At 68.5% G+C, this 18,431-nt stretch carries 20 protein-coding genes and 1 pseudogene; 8 read left to right on the forward strand and 13 right to left on the reverse strand.

Translation table 11 applies throughout. The features are described 5' to 3' along the window. From purT to JO059_RS22950, 4 genes and pseudogenes are all read right to left on the reverse strand, one after another. A partial coding sequence (purT, locus tag JO059_RS12975) for a formate-dependent phosphoribosylglycinamide formyltransferase (protein ID WP_293319263.1) occupies positions 1-1,285 on the reverse strand: 1,285 nt, incomplete at its 3' end. 107 nt (positions 1,286-1,392) lie between these two features. Further along, positions 1,393-2,031: a PaaI family thioesterase gene (locus tag JO059_RS12980; RefSeq protein WP_293319265.1), complete on the reverse strand. Its 639-nt coding sequence runs from the start codon at positions 2,029-2,031 to the stop codon at positions 1,393-1,395. After that, complete coding sequence (locus tag JO059_RS12985) at positions 2,028-3,371, reverse strand: adenylosuccinate synthase (protein WP_293319267.1); 1,344 nt, start codon at positions 3,369-3,371, stop codon at positions 2,028-2,030. The genes JO059_RS12980 and JO059_RS12985 overlap by 4 nt, the downstream gene beginning before the upstream one ends. Positions 3,372-3,575: 204 nt before the next feature. Next, a pseudogene (locus JO059_RS22950) lies at positions 3,576-3,668 on the reverse strand (hypothetical protein); the annotation flags it as partial. Positions 3,669-3,796: 128 nt separating this feature from the next. Here JO059_RS22950 and JO059_RS12990 point away from each other — a divergent pair. Beyond that, positions 3,797-4,444 (forward strand): peptidase M50, encoded by a 648-nt coding sequence (locus JO059_RS12990; RefSeq protein ID WP_293319364.1) that lies wholly within the window; start codon positions 3,797-3,799, stop codon positions 4,442-4,444. A 6-nt stretch (positions 4,445-4,450) separates the two neighbouring features. On the opposite strand, the gene JO059_RS12995 is transcribed toward JO059_RS12990, so the two are convergent. Continuing rightward, positions 4,451-4,786: a hypothetical protein gene (locus tag JO059_RS12995; RefSeq protein ID WP_293319269.1), complete on the reverse strand. Its 336-nt coding sequence runs from the start codon at positions 4,784-4,786 to the stop codon at positions 4,451-4,453. A gap of 183 nt (positions 4,787-4,969) precedes the next feature. Between JO059_RS12995 and JO059_RS13000 the strand changes: the two genes are divergently transcribed. The 4 genes from JO059_RS13000 to JO059_RS13015 are packed head-to-tail and all read left to right on the forward strand — an operon-like array spanning position 4,970 to position 7,553. Next, a complete protein-coding gene (locus tag JO059_RS13000; protein ID WP_293319271.1) occupies positions 4,970-5,371 on the forward strand; it encodes a DoxX family protein in 402 nt (133 codons plus the stop codon). Continuing rightward, positions 5,368-5,835 carry a hypothetical protein gene (locus JO059_RS13005; protein ID WP_293319273.1) on the forward strand — a complete coding sequence of 156 codons (468 nt, stop codon included), beginning with the start codon at positions 5,368-5,370 and terminating at the stop codon, positions 5,833-5,835. Before JO059_RS13000 ends, JO059_RS13005 begins: the two co-directional genes overlap by 4 nt. Next, positions 5,832-6,608, forward strand: coding sequence for a site-2 protease family protein (locus JO059_RS13010; protein WP_293319275.1), 777 nt, complete (start codon positions 5,832-5,834; stop codon positions 6,606-6,608). Before JO059_RS13005 ends, JO059_RS13010 begins: the two co-directional genes overlap by 4 nt. A gap of 42 nt (positions 6,609-6,650) precedes the next feature. Continuing rightward, positions 6,651-7,553: a cation diffusion facilitator family transporter gene (locus tag JO059_RS13015; RefSeq protein ID WP_293319277.1), complete on the forward strand. Its 903-nt coding sequence runs from the start codon at positions 6,651-6,653 to the stop codon at positions 7,551-7,553. Here the strand turns inward: JO059_RS13015 and JO059_RS13020 are convergent. Then, complete coding sequence (locus JO059_RS13020) at positions 7,547-7,972, reverse strand: DUF3151 domain-containing protein (RefSeq protein ID WP_293319279.1); 426 nt, start codon at positions 7,970-7,972, stop codon at positions 7,547-7,549. The two genes, JO059_RS13015 and JO059_RS13020, sit on opposite strands and share 7 nt — an antisense overlap. A gap of 47 nt (positions 7,973-8,019) precedes the next feature. On the opposite strand from JO059_RS13020, the gene JO059_RS13025 reads away from it, so the two are divergent. After that, positions 8,020-8,865: a hypothetical protein gene (locus tag JO059_RS13025; protein ID WP_293319281.1), complete on the forward strand. Its 846-nt coding sequence runs from the start codon at positions 8,020-8,022 to the stop codon at positions 8,863-8,865. Positions 8,866-8,872: 7 nt separating this feature from the next. Here the strand turns inward: JO059_RS13025 and fbaA are convergent, their stop codons facing one another. Next, positions 8,873-9,907: a class II fructose-bisphosphate aldolase gene (gene fbaA, locus JO059_RS13030; protein ID WP_293319283.1), complete on the reverse strand. Its 1,035-nt coding sequence runs from the start codon at positions 9,905-9,907 to the stop codon at positions 8,873-8,875. An 86-nt stretch (positions 9,908-9,993) separates the two neighbouring features. Here fbaA and JO059_RS13035 point away from each other — a divergent pair, with 86 nt between their 5' ends. Next, positions 9,994-10,707, forward strand: coding sequence for a DedA family protein (locus JO059_RS13035; RefSeq protein WP_293319285.1), 714 nt, complete (start codon positions 9,994-9,996; stop codon positions 10,705-10,707). On the opposite strand, the gene JO059_RS13040 is transcribed toward JO059_RS13035, so the two are convergent. Together JO059_RS13040 and JO059_RS13045 are read right to left on the reverse strand one after the other, a co-directional pair. After that, a complete protein-coding gene (locus tag JO059_RS13040) occupies positions 10,666-12,627 on the reverse strand; it encodes an acetoacetate--CoA ligase (RefSeq protein ID WP_293319287.1) in 1,962 nt (653 codons plus the stop codon). The two genes, JO059_RS13035 and JO059_RS13040, sit on opposite strands and share 42 nt — an antisense overlap. Beyond that, entirely contained in the window at positions 12,624-13,754 is a 1,131-nt protein-coding gene (locus JO059_RS13045; RefSeq protein ID WP_293319289.1) for a glycoside hydrolase family 76 protein, read from the reverse strand. The genes JO059_RS13040 and JO059_RS13045 overlap by 4 nt, the downstream gene beginning before the upstream one ends. Positions 13,755-14,107: 353 nt before the next feature. Here JO059_RS13045 and JO059_RS13050 point away from each other — a divergent pair, with 353 nt between their 5' ends. Then, positions 14,108-14,821, forward strand: a complete 714-nt coding sequence (locus JO059_RS13050; protein WP_293319291.1) for a molybdopterin cofactor-binding domain-containing protein — start codon at positions 14,108-14,110, stop codon at positions 14,819-14,821. Here the strand turns inward: JO059_RS13050 and JO059_RS13055 are convergent. From JO059_RS13055 to JO059_RS13070, 4 genes are read right to left on the reverse strand one after another with little or no spacing between them, the layout of a single operon-like run. Next, complete coding sequence (locus tag JO059_RS13055) at positions 14,799-16,010, reverse strand: VWA domain-containing protein (RefSeq protein WP_293319293.1); 1,212 nt, start codon at positions 16,008-16,010, stop codon at positions 14,799-14,801. The genes JO059_RS13050 and JO059_RS13055 overlap by 23 nt on opposite strands. Before the next feature lie 6 nt (positions 16,011-16,016). After that, entirely contained in the window at positions 16,017-16,664 is a 648-nt protein-coding gene (locus JO059_RS13060; protein WP_293319295.1) for an SRPBCC family protein, read from the reverse strand. A gap of 15 nt (positions 16,665-16,679) precedes the next feature. Then, positions 16,680-17,558, reverse strand: coding sequence for a MoxR family ATPase (locus tag JO059_RS13065; protein ID WP_293319297.1), 879 nt, complete (start codon positions 17,556-17,558; stop codon positions 16,680-16,682). After that, a complete protein-coding gene (locus JO059_RS13070; RefSeq protein ID WP_293319299.1) occupies positions 17,555-18,424 on the reverse strand; it encodes an XdhC family protein in 870 nt (289 codons plus the stop codon). The genes JO059_RS13065 and JO059_RS13070 overlap by 4 nt, the downstream gene beginning before the upstream one ends. Positions 18,425-18,431 lie beyond the last annotated feature (7 nt).

Here is an 18,431-nt window from a genome sequence, read left to right on the forward strand (position 1 = left end):
CCGCCACATCCGGTGCCGTCGCCAGCGCAACGCCCAGCATGTTCGTTGCGCCGGCGGGCGAGAATCCGCGCCCGAAGGAGCGAAGATCGCTTTCCGGGACTCCCAGCGCGCGGGCCAGCCCTGCGGGGTGCGGCGTCCCTGCGCCACGGCCGCCATGTATGGCATGCGCCGCGCCCGGCGAGACCATCATGGCGTCGACGGGTACGCCCAAGATGGCCCGGGCCTGCAGTTCGAACGCCGAAAGCCGCTGGCTGCGCAGGGTGACCCAGGCACTCGGGTGGGGGCGTGCGGTGACATCGGCGAAATAGACCTCGTCGCCGTTGACCATCAGCTCCACGGCGAAGACGCCGCGGCCACCGAGCGCCTTGACGATGCGGGCGGCAATCGACTTGGCCGCATCCACCGCGACCTCGCTCATCTGCTGGGGCTGCCACGACTCCAGCACGACGCCGTCGGCGTCCCGATGGCCGATGGGTGAGCAGAACTCGATCAGCGGACCGCTCGGACCGTCGCTGCGCACCACCAGCAGCGTCACGTCGAACTCGACCTCGACCACCGTTTCCGCCATCACCCGCTGACGCTGCGCCCCGCTCCCACCGCCTACCGCACGCCGCCAGGCCGGCTCGATGTCATCGGGCCGTGACACGACCGAATGTCCGCGCCCGGCCACCGGCTTGATCAGCAATGGGAACCCGGCGTGCACGCCCACCGCGTTGAGCTCTCCGACCGATCCGGCGAACCAGAACGGCGCGGTCGGCAGCCCCAGCTGGTCGGCGGCCAGCCGGCGCAGACCCTCCCGGTCGGCGGTGAGCCGGACGGTCCGGGCGTTGGGAACCAGTTGGCTGGGGTGACGGTCGGGGGCCCGGCCCTCGAGGGCCTCGATGGCCTCGACGGCGACCGCGTTTGTGGCGGTCACCACGTAGTCCGGCCTGAGTTGTCCGAACACCTTCGACAGCTCACCGGTGTCGGTCATCGCAACAGTCAGCGACTGATCGGCCACCCCGTGCGCGGGCGCGTGCGGGTGCTCATCGACGGCGATGACCCGCGCGCCAAGGTGCCGAATGGCGACCGCCAGCTCCCGGCTCAATTCGCCGGATCCCAGCAACATCACGGTGGGCCGGGTGTCGGCTTCGGCGTGGTCTTCCGGGCCGGCTTTGCGACCGGCTTCGCTATCGGGGCGGGCTTGCGGAGCCTGCGGCGGCGCCACGATTGCTTTCGTCTTGTCGTCGTAGCCAGGCACCGGCTGCGCGGTGGGCTGCTGCTTTTCGGTAGAGCCGTCAGTCACCGCTCAAGGATAGGTCGGCCGCGAGCACCCCTAGGCGAGACTGTGGCGACCCGCTAGTCCCAATGGTGGCGACCCTTCGCCCGGCTCCGCCGCGCTCGCGGTCACCACTAGGGCTGGCCGGGTAGCAGCCGCACCATTAATCCGTTGCCCTCGGCCAACACCGTTTCGTCGCCGTCGACCAACTCCGCGGCGACAAACGCCTTGCGCCCTTCGACTTTGGTAACGCGACCGCGGACCACCAACGCCGCATCGATCGGGGTGATTTTGCGGTAGTCGACGTGCAGGAATGCCGTCCGGCTGATCGGCCGACCCGCGGCGTGGGAAATCATCCCGAACATGTGGTCGAACAGCAGCGGCAGCACTCCGCCATGCACCGCGTGGTTGCCGCCGACGTGAAACCGGCTGAAATAGCCCGTCATTTCGACACCGTCGGGGCTGTACCGCATCAATGTCCAGGGCGGAAGCAACAGGCTGCCCATGCCGGGCAGGTCGGGCGTCCGTCCGGCCGGTGCCCTGCCCTCGTCGGCCTCGAACGGTCCCAGCAGGTTCACCAATGCCGCCGCCCGGTCGGCGGCGTCGTCCCAGACGTCGTCACGGGGGTCGGCCGACACAGCGAGGTCCTGCAGCCGGCGCATCACCGCCACGAATCGGCCGAACCCCGGTCCGGGGCTGGCCGGGCCGTATTCTGGAAAGCCGCCGTGATGTTCGTAATCGGGGTCGAGCTGTGTGGGATCGACATCCGTCACGGGCGAACTCCCCCGCCAGCGGGTGGGGGTACCTCCCTCTGGGGGCGTACCCCCAGCAGAACGTCGCGGCGCACAATGGTCTGGTCACGTCCGGGACCGACACCGATGCACGAAACCTGCGCTCCGGCAAGTGCTTCCAATCGCAGAACGTAGTCACGCGCCTTGGCGGGCAGGTCGTCGAACTCGCGGGCGTTCGAGATGTCCTCCCACCAGCCCGGCAGCTCCTCGTAGATCGGTTCTGCACGAGCGAGGTCGCTCTGGGTCATCGGCATGTCGTGAGTGCGGGCCCCGTCGATCCGATACCCGACGCACACCGGCACGGTTTCCAGGGTGGACAGCACGTCGAGCTTGGTCAGGAAGAAGTCGGTGATGCCGTTGACTCGGGTGGCGTACCGGGCGATGACGGCGTCGAACCAGCCACACCTGCGCCGCCGTCCGGTGGTGACACCGAATTCGCCGCCCGTCTTGGACAGGTACTCGCCGTTCTCGTCGAACAGCTCGGTGGGAAACGGTCCCGAGCCCACTCGGGTGGTGTAGGCCTTGAGGATTCCCAACACGGTGGTGATCCGGGTCGGGCCTATCCCGGAGCCGACGGCCGCGCCGCCCGCCGTCGGATTCGACGACGTCACATAGGGATAGGTGCCGTGGTCGACGTCGAGCAGGGTGCCCTGCGAGCCCTCCAGCAGGACCGTTTCGCCGTCCTCCAGCGCGGTGTTGAGCAGCCGCCGGGTGTCGGCGATGCGATGCCGGAAGCCCTCGGCCTGGTGCAGCAGGGCGTCGACCACCTGGTGCGGATCGAGCGCCTTGCGGTTGTAGATCTTGACCAGGATCTGGTTCTTGAGTTCGAGGGCGGCCTCGATCTTATGGGTCAGCTGGCCGGGGTCGAGCACGTCGGCCACCCGGATGCCCTGGCGGGCGATCTTGTCCTGGTAGCACGGGCCGATGCCGCGGCCCGTGGTGCCGATCTTCTTGTTGCCCATGTAGCGCTCGGTGACCTTGTCGATGGCGACGTGGTAGGGCAACAGCAGGTGGGCGTCGGCGGAGATCAGCAGCCGGGAGGTGTCGACGCCGCGATCCTCGAGGCCTTTCAGCTCGTCGAGCAGCACCCCGGGATCCACCACCACCCCGTTGCCGATGACGTTGGTGACCCCCGGCGTGAGCACCCCGGACGGGATCAGATGCAGGGCGAAATGTTCTCCCGTGGGCAGGACGACGGTGTGCCCGGCATTGTTGCCACCTTGGTAGCGCACCACCCACTGCACGCGCCCGCCGAGCAGGTCGGTGGCCTTACCTTTGCCCTCGTCGCCCCATTGGGCGCCGATGAGGACGACTGCCGGCATACCTGCTCCCGCCTGGTCTTGAGTGCTTATTGACGCGCTGCCGCGAAAGCAGCGAATTTTGCAGCACCCCAACGTTTTTCAGAATCCGCTCGTCCCGGTTGCGGGAGGAATTCCCCGGCGATCACGGTGGTGGGTGCTGGGCTCACGCGACGATCCTAAACGTCGCGTTCGCCGAGGCGGTCGACCGGATGCGTTCACACATGAATAGCTGCCGTCTGGATATTTGTTGCCGTCACAGTATCCCCGGCCGATAAATCCACGGTTTCCCATTGCGCCGTTCGGCATATGCGGGTCTTGGGTCGATGGCGCTGCAGCACGTTGTTACGGCGTCCGATCGGGCAACTGGGAGGGCGACGGTCACCGATAGTTTCAGCGAAGATGCCACGATCAGCGAAGATGCCACGATCAGCCTTGTGCGAGGAGCCATGAACGCCGCGGCGGTATTGGTGTTCGATGACCACCGGGTGCCGCGTCGGCTGACCGGCCTGCCGGCCCACCGAGCCGCCAGCCCGGCCGACATCGACGCCGCCACCAGGCGTTACCGACGCCTCGTCGTCGTCGGCGAAGACGCCGACCTGGCCGCGGTCCTGACCCGAATGCTGCGCGCCGACCGGCTCGACATCGAGGTGGCTTACGCGCCGCCGCGCCGTACCCGCGCGACGCGGATCTACGGCCTGCCGGTCGGCCGCCGGGCGGCACGGCGGGCCTTGCGGGGCTCGGCCGGGCGGGCAACGCTGATCCGGGACGAGACCGGATCCGTCATCGTGGGTCGCGGCGGCTGGTTGCCGGCCGACGACCGACCGGTCATTCACGGCGAAGCGGTCGTCGATGACACCACGGTGTTCGACGGCGAGGTGGCCGCCGTGTGGATTGAGCCGACGCCGGCGATGCCGGGGCTGCGGGCCGCGGCCCGAAAGGGTGGGCGCGGAATCCGGTGGCGGTGGGTCGCCGGCCGCGCGGCCCAGCTGGGCAGCACCGGGGTCACTGTGGTGCGCGACGGGGTGGCGGCGCCGCGCGCGGCACGCCGATCGACGTTCTACCGCAACGTCGAAGGCTGGCTGCCGGTCCGGTAGCCGGCGTTACGGCGACACCTCGCCGACACCGAACTCGAGCGCGTCGAGCGCGTCGACCGCGACGGCGTCGGTGTGGCCCGGGTCGACGAACCGTGCCGGTTGGAACCTGCGCACCGTCTCCAATGGGCCGTTGCGGCCGTCCACCTCGACCTGCCACTGGTCCGCCGGCTCGTAGCCTTCGTCGATGAAGTAGCCGGTCATCTCGCGTTGCGCGCCACGCATCGACAGCGAGTCCACATCCAGCTCGTAGGTGCTTTCGTCGTCGCGGACCACCGTGCACGTGATCGTCGTGTCGTCCAGCCGCAGCCAAACCTCGAGCGAACCGGCGCTTGTGTTCGTCATGTCTTTTCCCTTCCGGGCCCGTGGCAGCAGGGCCCCGGCCGTTCTGGCATGCGACGGTAGTGGCCGGCCGCGGCCACCCGATGCAAACGTGGGTTTTCGCGCTGGGCCCGCAACGTCGAATGGTTGACTGCTGGTCACATTGTGATGGGCCCACGTGTCGAAGGTGTGAGGAGGCTTTGCCGAATGACACCTTCCGCTTCCGGTCGACGCACCGGCATCTACTGGACCGCAACCGCCGCGCTCGCCGCCGAGTGTTTCGCGGGCGGAGTGATGGGGGCCCTGCGCCTGCAGCCGTTCACGCGCGTCGTGACCCATCTGGGGTATCCGCTGTATTTCATGACCATTCTCGGCGTCTGCTACGTTGCGGCCGGGGTCGTACTTCTGGCGCCGCGTATGCCCCTGGTCAAGGAGTGGGCATACGCGGGTCTGATGTTCATCTACGCCGGGGCCACGGCCTCACATGTCTGGGTCGGCGACGGCGCCGAAACGCTACTGGGTCCGCTGACCCTCGCGGGGCTGACCGTGGTCTCCTGGGCGCTGCGCCCGCGACAGCGGCGGGAATCCAGACGAGACTGGCGATCGTGAACACGACGGTGACCGCCCGGCTGCTCGGCCTCGCCGAGCTCGGCTATGCGCACTGGTTGTTCGGCAACATCTACGAGGCCGCCGTCAGGATGCCGGAACGGCTCGCCGGCGAGCCGCATACCGGCTCAGTTCTCGGCCCGGGGAGCCCGCTGCGCTATTACGCCCCCCTCGCACCGGTCACGCTGGCGACCACCGCCGCGGCCGTTCGCACCGGCTGGGACATCGGCGGCGCGAGGCGCTGGCTGGCCCTGATGGCCGCCGGCTCGACCGTCGGCGTGGCGCTCAGCGGCTACCTGATCCGCACGGTGAATCTCCCGGTGATGTTCGCGGCCGACCCGCCCCCGCCCGCCCAGCGGGACGCCCTCATTCGCACCTGGTACGTGCTCAATGGGGTTCGCATCGTGGCCACGGGTGCCGCGTTGTTCGCCGCGCATCGCGCACGGTCCGGTAGTTTCGACCGGTGAGCTTCCCCGCCCGGCAACACGAATCGGTGCGGCCCAGCCCGGTCTTTTTGGCGCTGGTGGGATTGACGGCTCTCGGCGGCGCGCTGGCGTGGCTGGCCGGATCCAGCGTGCGCCCGCTGTCGTATGCCGGGGTGTTCATCTTCGTGATCGCCGGCTGGCTGGTTTCGCTGTGCCTGCACGAGTTCGGCCATGCGTTCACCGCCTGGCGGTTCGGCGATCACGACGTCGCGGTGCGCGGCTATCTGACGCTGGATCCGCGGCGCTACAGCCACCCCGGGCTTTCGCTCGTCCTGCCGATGGTGGCCATCCTGCTGGGCGGCATCGGGCTGCCCGGTGCGGCGGTCTACGTGCGGACCTGGTTCATGACGCCGATGCGCCGCAGCCTGGTCAGCCTGGCGGGCCCGGCGGCCAACCTCGTGCTGGCGGTGCTGCTGCTGACGCTCACCCGGCTGCTCTACGATCCCACCCACGCCGTGCTGTGGGCGGGGGTGGCGTTTCTCGGATTCCTGGAGCTCACGGCGGTACTGCTGAACCTGCTGCCAATCCCGGGCCTGGACGGATACGACGCGCTGGAGCCGCATCTGAGTCCCCAGACGCAGCGCGCGTTGGCGCCGGCCAAGCAGTGGGGCTTTTTCGTCGTGCTGTTCCTGCTGGTCGCCGCAAACCGGCAGTTCTTCGGGGTCGTGCTGTGGTTGTTCGACATTTCGGGCGTGCCGCGCGGGCTGATGGCCGCGGGCTATTCGCTGACCCTGTTCTGGAACCGCTGGCTCTGAGCGCTTGCAATATATGCGTAGTGACGCATATATTGCAAAGCTATGGGCGCCGGTCATAGCCACACCCCCGCAGAGGTGGACGGGTCAGGGATGATCCCCCGCATGGTCGCCGCCGCGGCGATTCTGGTGGCGTTCTTCGTGGTCGAATTGACCACATCGCTGCTGATCAACTCGATGGCCCTGCTGGCCGATGCCGGGCACATGCTGACCGACGTCGTTGCCGTGTTCATGGGGCTGATCGCCGTCATCCTGGCCCGGCGCGGCAGCTCGTCACCGGCGCGCACCTACGGCTGGCATCGCGCGGAGGTGTTCACCGCGGTAGCCAACGCGGCGCTGCTGATCGGCGTCGCGGTGTTCATCGTCTACGAGGCCATCCAACGTCTGAAGGAGCCCCTGTCGGTCCCGGGCGTGCCGATGATCGTGGTCGCGCTGGCGGGGCTGGCGGCCAACCTCGTGGTGGCATTGCTGCTGCGTTCGCATTCGGAGGGCAGCCTGGCGGTCAAGGGCGCCTACATGGAGGTGATCGCCGACACGGTCGGAAGCCTGGGCGTGCTGATCGCCGGCGTGGTCACCGTCACGACCCGTTGGCCCTATGCCGACGTGGCAGTGGCCGTCCTGGTCGCGATCTGGGTGCTGCCGCGCGCCATCTCCCTCGCCCGCGCGGCCCTGCGGATTCTCTCCGAGTCCTCGCCCGCGCACATCGACGTGGAGGAGTTGCGCTCGGCGCTGGGTGCCGTCGACGGCGTCACCGAAGTGCACGACCTGCACGTGTGGACGCTTTCCCCCGGCAAAGACATGTGCACCGCGCACTTGACGAGCGATGACGGCGACTCGGCCCGGGTGCTGCAAGATGCCCGCACGGTGCTGTCGGCCCGTGGGCTGGACCATGCCACCGTGCAGATCGAGTGCCCCGGGGCCGGTGGCGGCTGCCAGGAGAGCTACTGAAGTCCCAGCGCTCGGCGGGCGGCGGCGTCGCAATCGTCCAGCAGATCCAGGCAGCGCTGGTACTCGTCGGTCTCACCGATCGTCTCGGCGGCGCGAGCCAGAGCGGCCACGCACCGCAGAAAGCCGCGGTTGGGCTCGTGCGAATACGGCACCGGGCCGAAACCCTTCCACCCGTTCCGCCGCAGCTGGTCCAGCCCGCGGTGGTAGCCCGTGCGGGCATACGCGTACGCGGCGACGGCCTGGTCCATGTTTTGTGCAGCGAGCGCCTGCTCGGCGAGCGCTGCCCACGCCACCGACGCCGAGGGGTGCGCGGCGGCGACGGCGTGCGGGCTCTCGTTGGCGAGCAGTTGCTCCTCGGCCTCGCTATCGCCGGGTAGCAGGATCGGATCCGGTCCGAGGAGATCTCCCATCGACGTCATGGTCCTTATTTTGCCGTTCCGTGGGGCCGGATCGCTAAGCTCGCTTCATGCCTAATCCACTCGAACCCGACCGGGGCGGCATGCCGCAGCGACCCGGGTTCGATCCACACGAGCCGAGCGCGGAGTGGGCCGGCGAGGGGGCGGGCCAGAACCAGCCGCTGGTGCCCAGCGACGCCGAGACCGAGACCGTGGTGATCAACAAACCCGGCGCGGATGACGACGCCGAGGCCGACACCCAGGGCCGGCCGCGCGAGCGCCGGTTTACCGCCCCAGGATTCGACGCCAAGGAAACGCAGGTCATCGCGACTCCCGCGGAGCCCGCCACCGAGGTGTTCGCGTCGCCGCCGCCGACACCCGAAGCTCCGCCGCCGGAGGTCAGTGCGTCCCCTAAATCGGCTGTGCCACAATCTATCCCACCCCGACTGGGGGCAAAGCTAAAGATCTCGCGGCAAATCAATTGGGGCTGGGTGCTGGCGCTGATAGTGATCGTGCTGGCGTTGGCGGCCATCGCGATCCTGGGCACCGTGCTACTCACCCGCGACAAACGCTCGAAAGTCTCTGAGGAAGAACGGGTTCGGCACACCATCTCCGAATACGACGTCGCGGTGCAAAGGGGCGACCTGACCGCGCTGCGCACCATCACGTGCGGGACCGCCCGCGACGGCTACGTCGACTACGACGAGCACGCGTGGCAGGACACCTACCAGCGGGTGTCGGCGGCCAAGCAGTATCCGGTGATCGCCAGCATCGACCAGGTGGTCGTCAACGGGCAGCATGCCGAGGCAAACGTCACCACGTTCATGGCGTACGACCCGTCGGTCCGTTCGACGCGCAGCCTCGACTTGCAGTACCGCGACGACCAGTGGAAGGTCTGCCAGTCCACGACCGGTTAGGGCTCGGCTAGGTGCCGAGCGACTTGCCGGCGCAGTGCAGGTCGTTGCAGGCCTCCACGACCCGCTCGCTCATGCCGGCTTCGGCCTTCTTGAGGTAGCTGCGCGGGTCGTAGATCTTCTTGACGCCCACCTCGCCGTCGACCTTGAGCACACCGTCGTAGTTGCTGAACATGTGACCGACGATCGGGCGGGTGAAGGCGTACTGGGTGTCGGTGTCGACGTTCATCTTCACCACGCCGTAGCCCAACGCCTCCTCGATCTCCGACTTCGCCGAGCCCGAGCCGCCATGAAAGACGAAATCGAAAGGCTTTGCGCCCTCGGATAATCCGAGCTTGGCCGCCGCCACCTTCTGCCCCTGGGCCAGGATGTCCGGGCGGAGCTTGACGTTGCCGGGCTTGTAAACGCCGTGCACGTTGCCGAAGGTCGCGGCCAGCAGGTACTTGCCGTGCTCGCCGTGGCCCAACGCGTCGATGGTCTTCTCGAAATCCTCCGGGGTGGTGTACAGCTTGTCGTTGATCTCGTTGGCGACGCCGTCCTCCTCACCACCCACCACACCGATCTCGATCTCCAGCACGATCTTGGCGGCGGCGGCCTGCTTGAGCAGCTCCTGCGCAATGACCAGATTCTCGTCCAGCGGCACGGCCGAGCCGTCCCACATGTGCGACTGGAACAACGGGTTCTTGCCGGCCGCCACCCGCCTGGCCGAGATTTCCAGCAGCGGCCGCACGTAGGTGTCCAGCTTGTCCTTGGGGCAGTGGTCGGTGTGCAGCGCGACGTTGACCGGGTATTTGTCCGCGACGACGCGGGTGAACTTGGCCAGCCCCACGGCGCCGGTCACCATGTCCTTGACCCCGAGGCCCGACGCGAACTCCGCGCCCCCGGTGGAGAACTGGATGATGCCGTCACTGGCCGCGTCGGCGAAGCCCTTGATCGCGGCGTTGATCGTTTCCGAGGAGGTGCAGTTGATGGCCGGGAAGGCGTACGAGTTCTCCTTGGCCCGCGCCAGCATTTCGGCGTAGACCTCGGGCGTTGCGATGGGCATGAGCACTCCTGTCGAACGGCTGGGTCGACTTAAGTATTGTCCAGCCCGGGTCAACGCTTCACCCGGAGCCGGTATGTTGAGACGTCATGAGCACCGCCGTGACCGCTCTGCCGGCCATCCTCGACCCGATGTACTGGCTGGGCGCCAATGGCGTCTTCGGCTCCGCGGTGCTGCCCGGGATCCTGGTCATCGTCTTCATCGAGACGGGGCTGCTGTTTCCGCTGCTGCCCGGCGAGTCGCTGCTGTTCACCGGCGGCCTGCTGTGCGCGCACCCCAACCCGCCAACGAGCATCTGGGTGCTGGCGCCCGCCGTCGCCACGGTCGCGGTGCTGGGCGACCAGACGGGCTATTTCATCGGGCGTCGTATCGGACCGGCGCTGTTCAAGAAGGAAGATTCCCGGTTCTTCAAAAAGCACTATGTGACCGAGTCACACGCATTCTTCGAGAAGTACGGGCCATGGGCGGTCATCCTGGCCCGATTCGCGCCGTTCATCCGGACGTTCGTTCCGGTGATCGCCGGGGTGTCGTACATGCGCTATCCCCTATTCCTCGGGTTCGACATCGTCGGCGGCATCGTGTGGGGCGGCGGCGTGACGCTGGCCGGCTACTTCCTGGGCGGCGCGCCGTTCGTCCACCAGAACCTGGAAAAGATCATCCTGGGAATCCTGATCGTCTCGCTGATGCCGGCCATGATCGCGGCGTGGCGCGGGTTCCAGGGCCGGCGCCGCGCGGGTCGCGCGGGGAACCCGGATCCCGAGTCAGGGCACCCGAGTTCTGCGGTACGCAACGAAAGCGTCTAGCAGTTCGGGTCGGTCGATCGAACTCTGCTGCACGGCGTCGCCCGGGGCCGTCCCGAGCAAGATCCGCTTGATCGGGATTTCCAGCCGTTTGCCGGTCAGTGTTCGAGGTATGCCCGGAACCTCGAGGATGTCGTCGGGCACATGCCGCGGCGACGCGTGCCGGCGGATCTCCGCCGCGATCCGCGACCGCAGCTCGTCGTCGAGGGTGACACCGTCTTCGGTGTCGACGAAGAGCGGCATCCAGTAGCCGCCGTCGTCCTGCTCGATGCCGACCACCAGACAGTCACGCACCTCGGGCAGCCGTTCGACGGCGGTATAGATCTCCGCGCTGCCAATCCGGATGCCGAGCCGGTTCAGGGTGGCATCCGAACGGCCGTGCACTACAACGGATCCCCGCTCGGTGATGGTGATCCAGTCGCCGTGCCACCACACCCCCGGGTATCGGTCGAAATAGGCGGCGTGGTAGCGGCTGCCGTCGTCGTCGTTCCAGAAGAACACCGGCATCGAGGGCATCGGCTTGGTCAGCACGAGTTCGCCCTCCTCGCCGACCACCGGATTGTTTGGCCCGGACCAGGATTCGATGGCCGCGCCCAGGCAGATGCAGTTCAGCTCCCCGGCCACGACCGGCAGGATCGGGCACCCACCGATGAAGGCCGTGCAGACGTCGGTGCCACCGCTCATCGATACCACCGGCACCGACCGGCCGAGTCCCTCCTGTACCCAGCGGAATCCGGACGCCGGCAACGGCGATCCGGTGGAGCCCACGGCGCGCACCGCCTCCAGCCGGTAGGAGGCACCCGGCTTCAACTCCTTCTTGGCGCACGCCAACAGGTAGCCCGCCCCGGCCCCGAGCACCGTCACACCGGCCTCGGCCGCGACCCGCCAGAGGGCATCGGTCGTCCCGTGGGTGGGGCTGCCGTCGTACAGCACGATCGTGGCGCCGACGAGCAGCCCGGACAACAGCAGGTTCCACATCATCCAGCTGGTGGACGAATACCACAGGAAGCGGTCGTCGGGGTGCAGGTCGAGCTGCAGGCTCAGATACTTCAGGTGCTCGAGCACGATACCGCCATGCCCGTGCACGATGCCCTTCGGCTTGCCGGTGGTTCCCGACGAAAACAGCACCCACAGCGGGTGGGCGAACGGCACCGGCGTAATATCTTGAGCCGCATCGGATTCCACCGCGTGCGCCCACGGCACCGCTTCCTTGCCCAAGTCGTCGGGCAATTCGAGGCCTAACCGCGGCACCACCACCGTCGCCCGCAGAGTGGGCATGGCGCACCGGATCTCGGTCAATTCCTCGCGGCGATCGACGCGGTTGCCCCCGTAGACCGAGCCGTCGCTGGCGACCAGCACGGTGGGTTCCAGCTGACCCAGCCGCGCGATCACGCCGTCGACGGCCATGTCCTGGTTGCACACCGCCCACACCGCACCCACGCTGGCGGCGGCCAGGGCGGCGACGACGGCCTCGGCGACGTTGGGCAGGTATCCGACGACGCTGTCGCCGGGTTTGACGTCGAGGCCGCGTAGGTAGGCGGCGAACGCCGCGGTCTCCCGCTGCAGACGGGCCCACGACCACTCGCCCGTACCGTCTTCACCGACGACGACCAGGGCGGGCCGCTCGTCCGTGGCGTTCCGGAACACCTCGGTCGCGTAGTTCAGCGTGGCGCCCGGAAACCACTCGGCGCCGGGCATGGAACGGTTGCCCAGCACGGCCCCCGGCCGGCTGTGCGCCCGAATGTCGAAGAAATTCCAGACCGCGTCCCAGAACCACTCGATGTCATCCACTGACTTGTGCCACAGCTCGTGGTAATCGCCGTACTCGCCGCGATCGGTTTCCGCCAGCCAGGCCAGGAAGCGGGTGAGGTTGGCGCCGGCGAGCGTTGCCTCGTCGGGAACCCAGCCGCCGGTTTCGGTCATTTGTCCCTCACGGCGGTGACGTTACAGGCGGCCTCCATCAGCATCCAGCCGGAAAGCTGCACCGACAGATCACGCTCGGCGATCTCAGAAGCGTTGACCGCACCCTCGACGAACTCCGCCTCCGTGCCACCCGCAGTGGGCAGCTCCGCGTCGCGGTCCCAAAACGCGCCGAACAACGGCAGCCCGTCCACGGTTTGCCGGTAGTCCCACGCGGATTTCGCGCTGGCCAGCACGATCGTGCGGGCGGTGTCGCGGGCCACGGCGTCGTCGGCGGAGTCGCCGGGCAGCGTGGTCGCCACCAGCGCGAGGTAGCGGGCGGTGATGCCGGCGAACAGGCCGCCGTCCCCGCCGCCGGCGCCCCTCAGCACCCCCGACGGCGCCATCTGCTCGCTGACGGCCGCGACCAGCCGATGCACCCGCGCCCCGTGGCGGGCCCTGACTTCAGCCCCGGTGCGCGCGGCCAGCTCCGTTTCCAGGCCGAGCACCACACCCTGGCAGTAGGTGTACTGCGCGCGAACCAGCGAGCCGCCCTTGATCCCGTCGAACACCAGGTGCGTCTCCGGGTCGATGAGGGTGCGGTCGATCCAGTCGGCCATCTGCTCGGCCCGCTTCAGCCGGTCTCCCTCGGCGGGATAGCGGGCGAGGAAGATTCCCGCCGGACCGTTGGCGGGAGCGTTGAAAAACTGGTCCTGCTTGCGCCATGGGATACCGCCGCCGTCCTCGGGCACCCAGGCCCTGACGAATTGGTCGCACAGCTTGGGCAGCGCGCGCCGGCGCTGGACGCCGACTATGCGCGCGGCGCGCTCCAGCGCCAATGCCAGCCACGCCATGTCGTCGTAGTAGTCGTTGGTCCAGGAGAAATTGTTGCGCATCCGGTGTGACCGGACCTGGCGGTTGATCTTGGCACGCCTGTCCGGCCGCGCGTCGCGCTGCTGCGCGTCGACCAGGCAATCGAGCAGGTGCGCCTGCCACCAGTAGTGCCACGTGCCGAACAACCGGTCGCGCCGCACCGCCGGCCAGGCGACCACTCCCAGCTGCGTTCCCGGCAACCCCCAGAGTCGTTTGAGGTGGCGTTGGGTTACGGCGGCTTCGGAGCTGGCGGCACGATTGGCCCACAACTGATCCATACCGCGATCCTGCCCTAGCGTGCCCTCCCCGCACACGCGACGCCCAGCCACCCACGACCGCACGGGCATGCTGGAGCCCATGAGGACTTTGAGCGTCAATGGCGAGCGCCACCGTGGCCGTGTCCCCCATGCGGGTTACTCTCTCACGCAGCGTGAGCGCCGTCGCGAGCCGAACCTGGCTGCGAATTACCGCCCGATTTCTCGCCGTGCGGTTCGGCTCGCGGCGCTAGTCGTCGTCGATCAGATGGGCGAACGCCTGCAGATTCTTCAGCGACTGACGCGCGCCACGACGTCGACGCCGAGGACGACACGCCGCTGCTATACGTATTGCGCAACCACCTGGGCGAAACTCCGTGCCGGGCTATGACTTTCCGGCCTACCGGGTGACCAACCACCTGGTGACCGAGATGCCCCTGCGTACCTCGGCACTGCGTTCCCTCGGCGCGTTCATCAATGTCTTTGCGGCGGAGTCGTTCATGGATGAACTGGCGTCGGCCGCGGGTCGCGATCCGGTCGAATTCCGGTTGGCGCATCTGTCGGATCCCCGCGCGCGAGCGGTGCTGCGGGCTGCGGCATCGCGGGCCGGCTGGACCGAGTGGACGCCGAGCGATGCGGCGGGTCACGGCATCAGCTATGCGCGCTACAAGAACTCGGCCGCCTATTGCGCGGTCGTTGCCGAGGTGGAGGCGGTCGATCAGGTGCGGGTGTGCCGGCTCGTCATCGCCGTGGATGCTGGGCTGATCATCAATCCGGACGGCGCGGCCAATCAGATCGAAGGCGGCGCGGTCCAGGCCACCAGCTGGACGCTCAAGGAGCGGGTGCGCTTCGACCGCTTCAACGTCACGAGTGACACGTGGGAGACCTACCCCATCCTGCGCTTCTCCGATGTGCCCTCGGTCGAGGTGGAACTTGCTGCGGCCGGAGCTAACCCGTCGCTGGGTGTCGGCGAGTGCGCCCAGGGACCGACCGCCGCCGCAATCGCCAACGCCGTGTGCCACGCGCTCGGCGTCCGGGTGCGGTCACTGCCGCTGACCCGCGATCGGCTCATCGCCGCGATGGCCAACTAGCCAGCGCGGCCAGCAACTCCCGCAGCCCGGTCAGCGAATGGGCGGGCAGGAGCAAGTCGCAGAACGGCAGCGCCGCGGCCATCGAACCGGCCAGCGGCTCGTAGCCACCATGCGCCGCGCGGGGATTCAGCCACACCAGCATCGCGGCGCGGCGGCGCAGCCTGGCCATCGCGTGCGCGAGGACATCGGGCGGGTCGGCGTCCCACCCGTCGGAGGCGATGATCACCACCGCGCCGCGCAGCGCATTGCCGTGCGGCGGCGTCAGCAGGGCGGCGAGGCTGCGCCCGATGAAGGTGCCCCCGTACCGGTCGGCGACTTTCGCGTTGGCTTTCTGCAGCGCCACCTCGGCGGAGCGGTGGGACAGCACCGAGGTGAGCCGGGTGAGCGACGTCGAAAACGCGAAGACCTCCGTCCGGGCACCAGCCCGGCGTACCACCGCGGCGCGCATCAGGTGCAGATATACCGCCGCATAGGGCTGCATCGAGCGGCTCACGTCACACACCAGGACGACGCGGCGGGGCCGGCGGCGGGGCTGCGTTCGCGCCAGGACAACCGGTTCCCAGCCGGTCGCGCGCGATGCGTTCATGGTCGCCCGCAGGTCGATGCGCTTTCCGCCGGCACTGGGTTCGAACCGCATGCTGCGGCGCCGCGGCCAGCGCGCGATGCTCGCCTCCAGCCAGGAACCGAGCAGCCGAAGGTCGTCGGGATCCAAGCGGTCCAACGGTTCGTCGGCGAGTGCGGCCAGGCGGCTGGGCAACAGATCGGGCAGTAGGACGCTCGCTTGTGCGGCGTCGGCGTCGTCGCTCACGGCCCGGGTGGCCCAGGGCAGTTTTCGGGAGCCGGCGCCGGCGGGGCTCTCCGCGAGCTGGACACTGCCGGCCGAGGGTGTTTTCGGGCCCCAACCGGACAGGAGCGGCTCGGGCCTGGTTGCAGCGTCGGGCCGCGCCGCACCGAACACCGCTTCAAAGACGGCGTCGAAGGAGACAAGATCTTCCATCCGGCTGACCAAGGTCAGCCGCGCCGCCCAATACAGTGCCGACGTGGTGTCCGGCGCCAGCCGGCGGAGCGCCTGCACGAAACTCGCCGGGCCATCGGGGGGGACAAGGACCCCGACACCGCGCAGGCGCGTCACCAGGGCGGCCGCGAACGCCGCCAAATCGGCTCCCCGCAACAGGATTGGGGTGCTCATGGGTCGCTACCGCCTCCGGCGCAGCACCCAGACCAGCAGCAGCAGCCCGAGCACGGCGGCCGCCGCCGCGCCGTACTTCTTCAGCCGGTCACCCCCGGCGAGGTCGAGCAGATCGATGGGCTGCGGCTCGGCGGCGGGCGCGGCGTGGCGCGGCTCCTCGATGCGGCCGATGTGCGAGGGCCCCTCCGGGGTGGCCGGCACCGCCACGTTTTCGGCGACCAGCTTGGTTTCCAGCGACTCCACGAACTGCCCCAGCAGTTTCTCCGACACCTGCTGCAGCATTCCGCTGCCGAACTGGGCCAGCTTGCCGACGATCTTCAGGTCCGTGTCGACGGTGACGCCGGTGCGCTCGCCGTCCTCGTGCAGCTGGGCCGTCACCGTGGCCGCCGCGTTGCCGGTTCCCCGCGATTCCTTGCCCTTGGCGTCGATGACGGCACGATGCTGCGCGCGGTCCCGTTCGACGAAGCGCACCTTGCCGCTGAACTCGCTGGTCACCGGCCCCACCTTGACCTTCACCTTCCCGAGGTAGTCGTCACCCTCATGGCCGGTCAGCTGCGCCCCCGGCATGAGCGGGATCACCTGCTCCAGGTCGCTCAGCACATCCCAAGCCCGCTCAATGGGGGCGCTGACGGTGAACTGGTTGGCGATCTTCATGCGGTGGGTCCTTTCTCACGTGCGGCTGTAACCAGCAAAGGCGGTGAACGCGTCGCGTATCAGAGTACGGTCGTCGGGCGTCTTGGCCAGCGCCCCCAGGCTGGTCAGTGCGGCCGGGTTCACGAGGTCTGCCACCCCGAGCGACACCAGGGCGGCGATCCAGTCGATGGTTTCGGCCACGCCCGGCGGCTTGTCCAGGTCCAGATCGCGCGCACTGCCGACGAATTGGGTGGCTTGCTCGATCAACGGCGCGGTCGCCCCGGGTACCGTCCTGCGGACGATGGCGGCCGCCCGGGCCGGCTCCGGATAGTCGATCCAGTGGTACAGACAGCGGCGGCGCAGCGCGTCATGCAGGTCGCGGCTGCGGTTAGAGGTCAGCACCGCAATCGGGCGGCGCTCGGCGACGAAGGTGCCCAACTCGGGCACGGTGACCGCTGATTCACCGAGGAATTCCAGCAGCAATGCCTCGAATTCGTCGTCGGCCCGGTCAATCTCGTCGATCAGCAGCACCGGCGGCTTGGGACCGCGATGCCGCACACACTTGAGGATGGGCCGATCCATCAGATAGGTCTCGGTGTAGAGATCCGCCTCGTCAAGGTTGGCACCGCGCGCCTCGGCCAGCCGGATCGACAACAGCTGCCGCTGATAGTTCCAGTCGTAGAGCGCCTCGCTCGCCGTCAGCCCTTCATAGCATTGCAGCCGCACCAGCGCGGTATCCAACACGGCCGCAAGGGTTTTCGCTGCCGTCGTCTTGCCGACGCCCGGTTCGCCCTCCAGCAGCAGCGGCCGCCCGAGCGTGACCGCGAGATAGAGCGCCGAAGCGGTCCCGGTATCCAGCAGATAATCGTGGGCGTCGAACCGACCGATCACGTCCTCGACATCGCTGAAGGTCATGCGCCGACGGGCCGGTTCGCAAACGCCGTGCGGCATCCCGGGCCGCAGAACCAGTAGTCGGCGCCGGCCAGCTGCAGGTGCTCGGTGGCGGGCCCGATCGTTACCGTCATGCCGCACACCGGGTCGAGCGCCTCCCGCGGGACCGCCGGGGCGGCGTCGCCGCTCAGGCCGCCGCGGCGAATGCTGGCGACGAGCTCGGCCGCGATCGACACGGCGATCTCCGCGGGGGTCTTCGCGCCGATCGGCAGCCCGACCGGGGTATGCACCCGGGCGCGCTCGGCCTCGGCGAGGTCGAGCGAGTCCAGAATCGATGCGCCGCGAACGCGGCTGGCCACCAGGCCGATATACCGGACGCCGCCATCGAGTGCCGCGCGGATGATCTCCGCCTCCGGGCCGCCGTGGCTGGCGATCACGACGGCCGTCGCGTCGCCCGGTTGGTCGTCGCGCCGAACGTCATACCCCAACGCGCCGCATAGTTGAGCCAGCGCGTCGGCGATCGGTGTGGCGCCGTGGATGCGGATCAAGGGGGCGGGCAGCTGCGGAGTGAGGAAGATCTCCAGCGACCCGCCGGACAAGCACGGGTTGACCACCACGCAGGCGCCGGGCGCCTCGGGAAAGTGCACGTCGCCGTCGGGAAGCACGCGCAGCAGCACGCTTTCGCCCGCCTGCAGGGCGCCCAGCGCCGCCTTGCGGACGGAGTTCTGCGCACACTGGCCACCGACGAAACCCTCGATCGTGCCGTCCGCCAAGAGAATTGCCTCGTCGCCCGGGTATGACGAGGTGGGCGGCTGGGCCCGTACCACCGTCGCGTGCACGAACGGTGTCCGCGCCGCCAACAGCTGCTGCACCCGCTCACTGATCGTCATCCGAGGC

The organism is Mycobacterium sp. (assembly GCF_019247615.1).
Lineage (GTDB): Bacteria > Actinomycetota > Actinomycetes > Mycobacteriales > Mycobacteriaceae > Mycobacterium.

What these genes read in the sequence shown, in the direction of transcription:
- fbaA (WP_293319283.1), bottom strand. Translation starts at nt 9,907, where the DNA reads ATGCCCATCGCAACGCCCGAGGTCTACGCCGAAATGCTGGCGCGGGCC.
- JO059_RS13000 (WP_293319271.1), top strand. Translation starts at nt 4,970, where the DNA reads ATGACACCTTCCGCTTCCGGTCGACGCACCGGCATCTACTGGACCGCA.
- JO059_RS12995 (WP_293319269.1), bottom strand. Translation starts at nt 4,786, where the DNA reads ATGACGAACACAAGCGCCGGTTCGCTCGAGGTTTGGCTGCGGCTGGAC.
- JO059_RS13020 (WP_293319279.1), bottom strand. Translation starts at nt 7,972, where the DNA reads ATGACGTCGATGGGAGATCTCCTCGGACCGGATCCGATCCTGCTACCC.
- JO059_RS12985 (WP_293319267.1), bottom strand. Translation starts at nt 3,371, where the DNA reads ATGCCGGCAGTCGTCCTCATCGGCGCCCAATGGGGCGACGAGGGCAAA.
- JO059_RS13025 (WP_293319281.1), top strand. Translation starts at nt 8,020, where the DNA reads ATGCCTAATCCACTCGAACCCGACCGGGGCGGCATGCCGCAGCGACCC.
- JO059_RS13045 (WP_293319289.1), bottom strand. Translation starts at nt 13,754, where the DNA reads ATGGATCAGTTGTGGGCCAATCGTGCCGCCAGCTCCGAAGCCGCCGTA.
- JO059_RS13060 (WP_293319295.1), bottom strand. Translation starts at nt 16,664, where the DNA reads ATGAAGATCGCCAACCAGTTCACCGTCAGCGCCCCCATTGAGCGGGCT.
- JO059_RS13035 (WP_293319285.1), top strand. Translation starts at nt 9,994, where the DNA reads ATGAGCACCGCCGTGACCGCTCTGCCGGCCATCCTCGACCCGATGTAC.
- JO059_RS13055 (WP_293319293.1), bottom strand. Translation starts at nt 16,010, where the DNA reads ATGAGCACCCCAATCCTGTTGCGGGGAGCCGATTTGGCGGCGTTCGCG.
- JO059_RS13015 (WP_293319277.1), top strand. Translation starts at nt 6,651, where the DNA reads ATGGGCGCCGGTCATAGCCACACCCCCGCAGAGGTGGACGGGTCAGGG.
- JO059_RS13070 (WP_293319299.1), bottom strand. Translation starts at nt 18,424, where the DNA reads ATGACGATCAGTGAGCGGGTGCAGCAGCTGTTGGCGGCGCGGACACCG.
- JO059_RS12990 (WP_293319364.1), top strand. Translation starts at nt 3,797, where the DNA reads ATGAACGCCGCGGCGGTATTGGTGTTCGATGACCACCGGGTGCCGCGT.
- JO059_RS13065 (WP_293319297.1), bottom strand. Translation starts at nt 17,558, where the DNA reads ATGACCTTCAGCGATGTCGAGGACGTGATCGGTCGGTTCGACGCCCAC.
- JO059_RS13040 (WP_293319287.1), bottom strand. Translation starts at nt 12,627, where the DNA reads ATGACCGAAACCGGCGGCTGGGTTCCCGACGAGGCAACGCTCGCCGGC.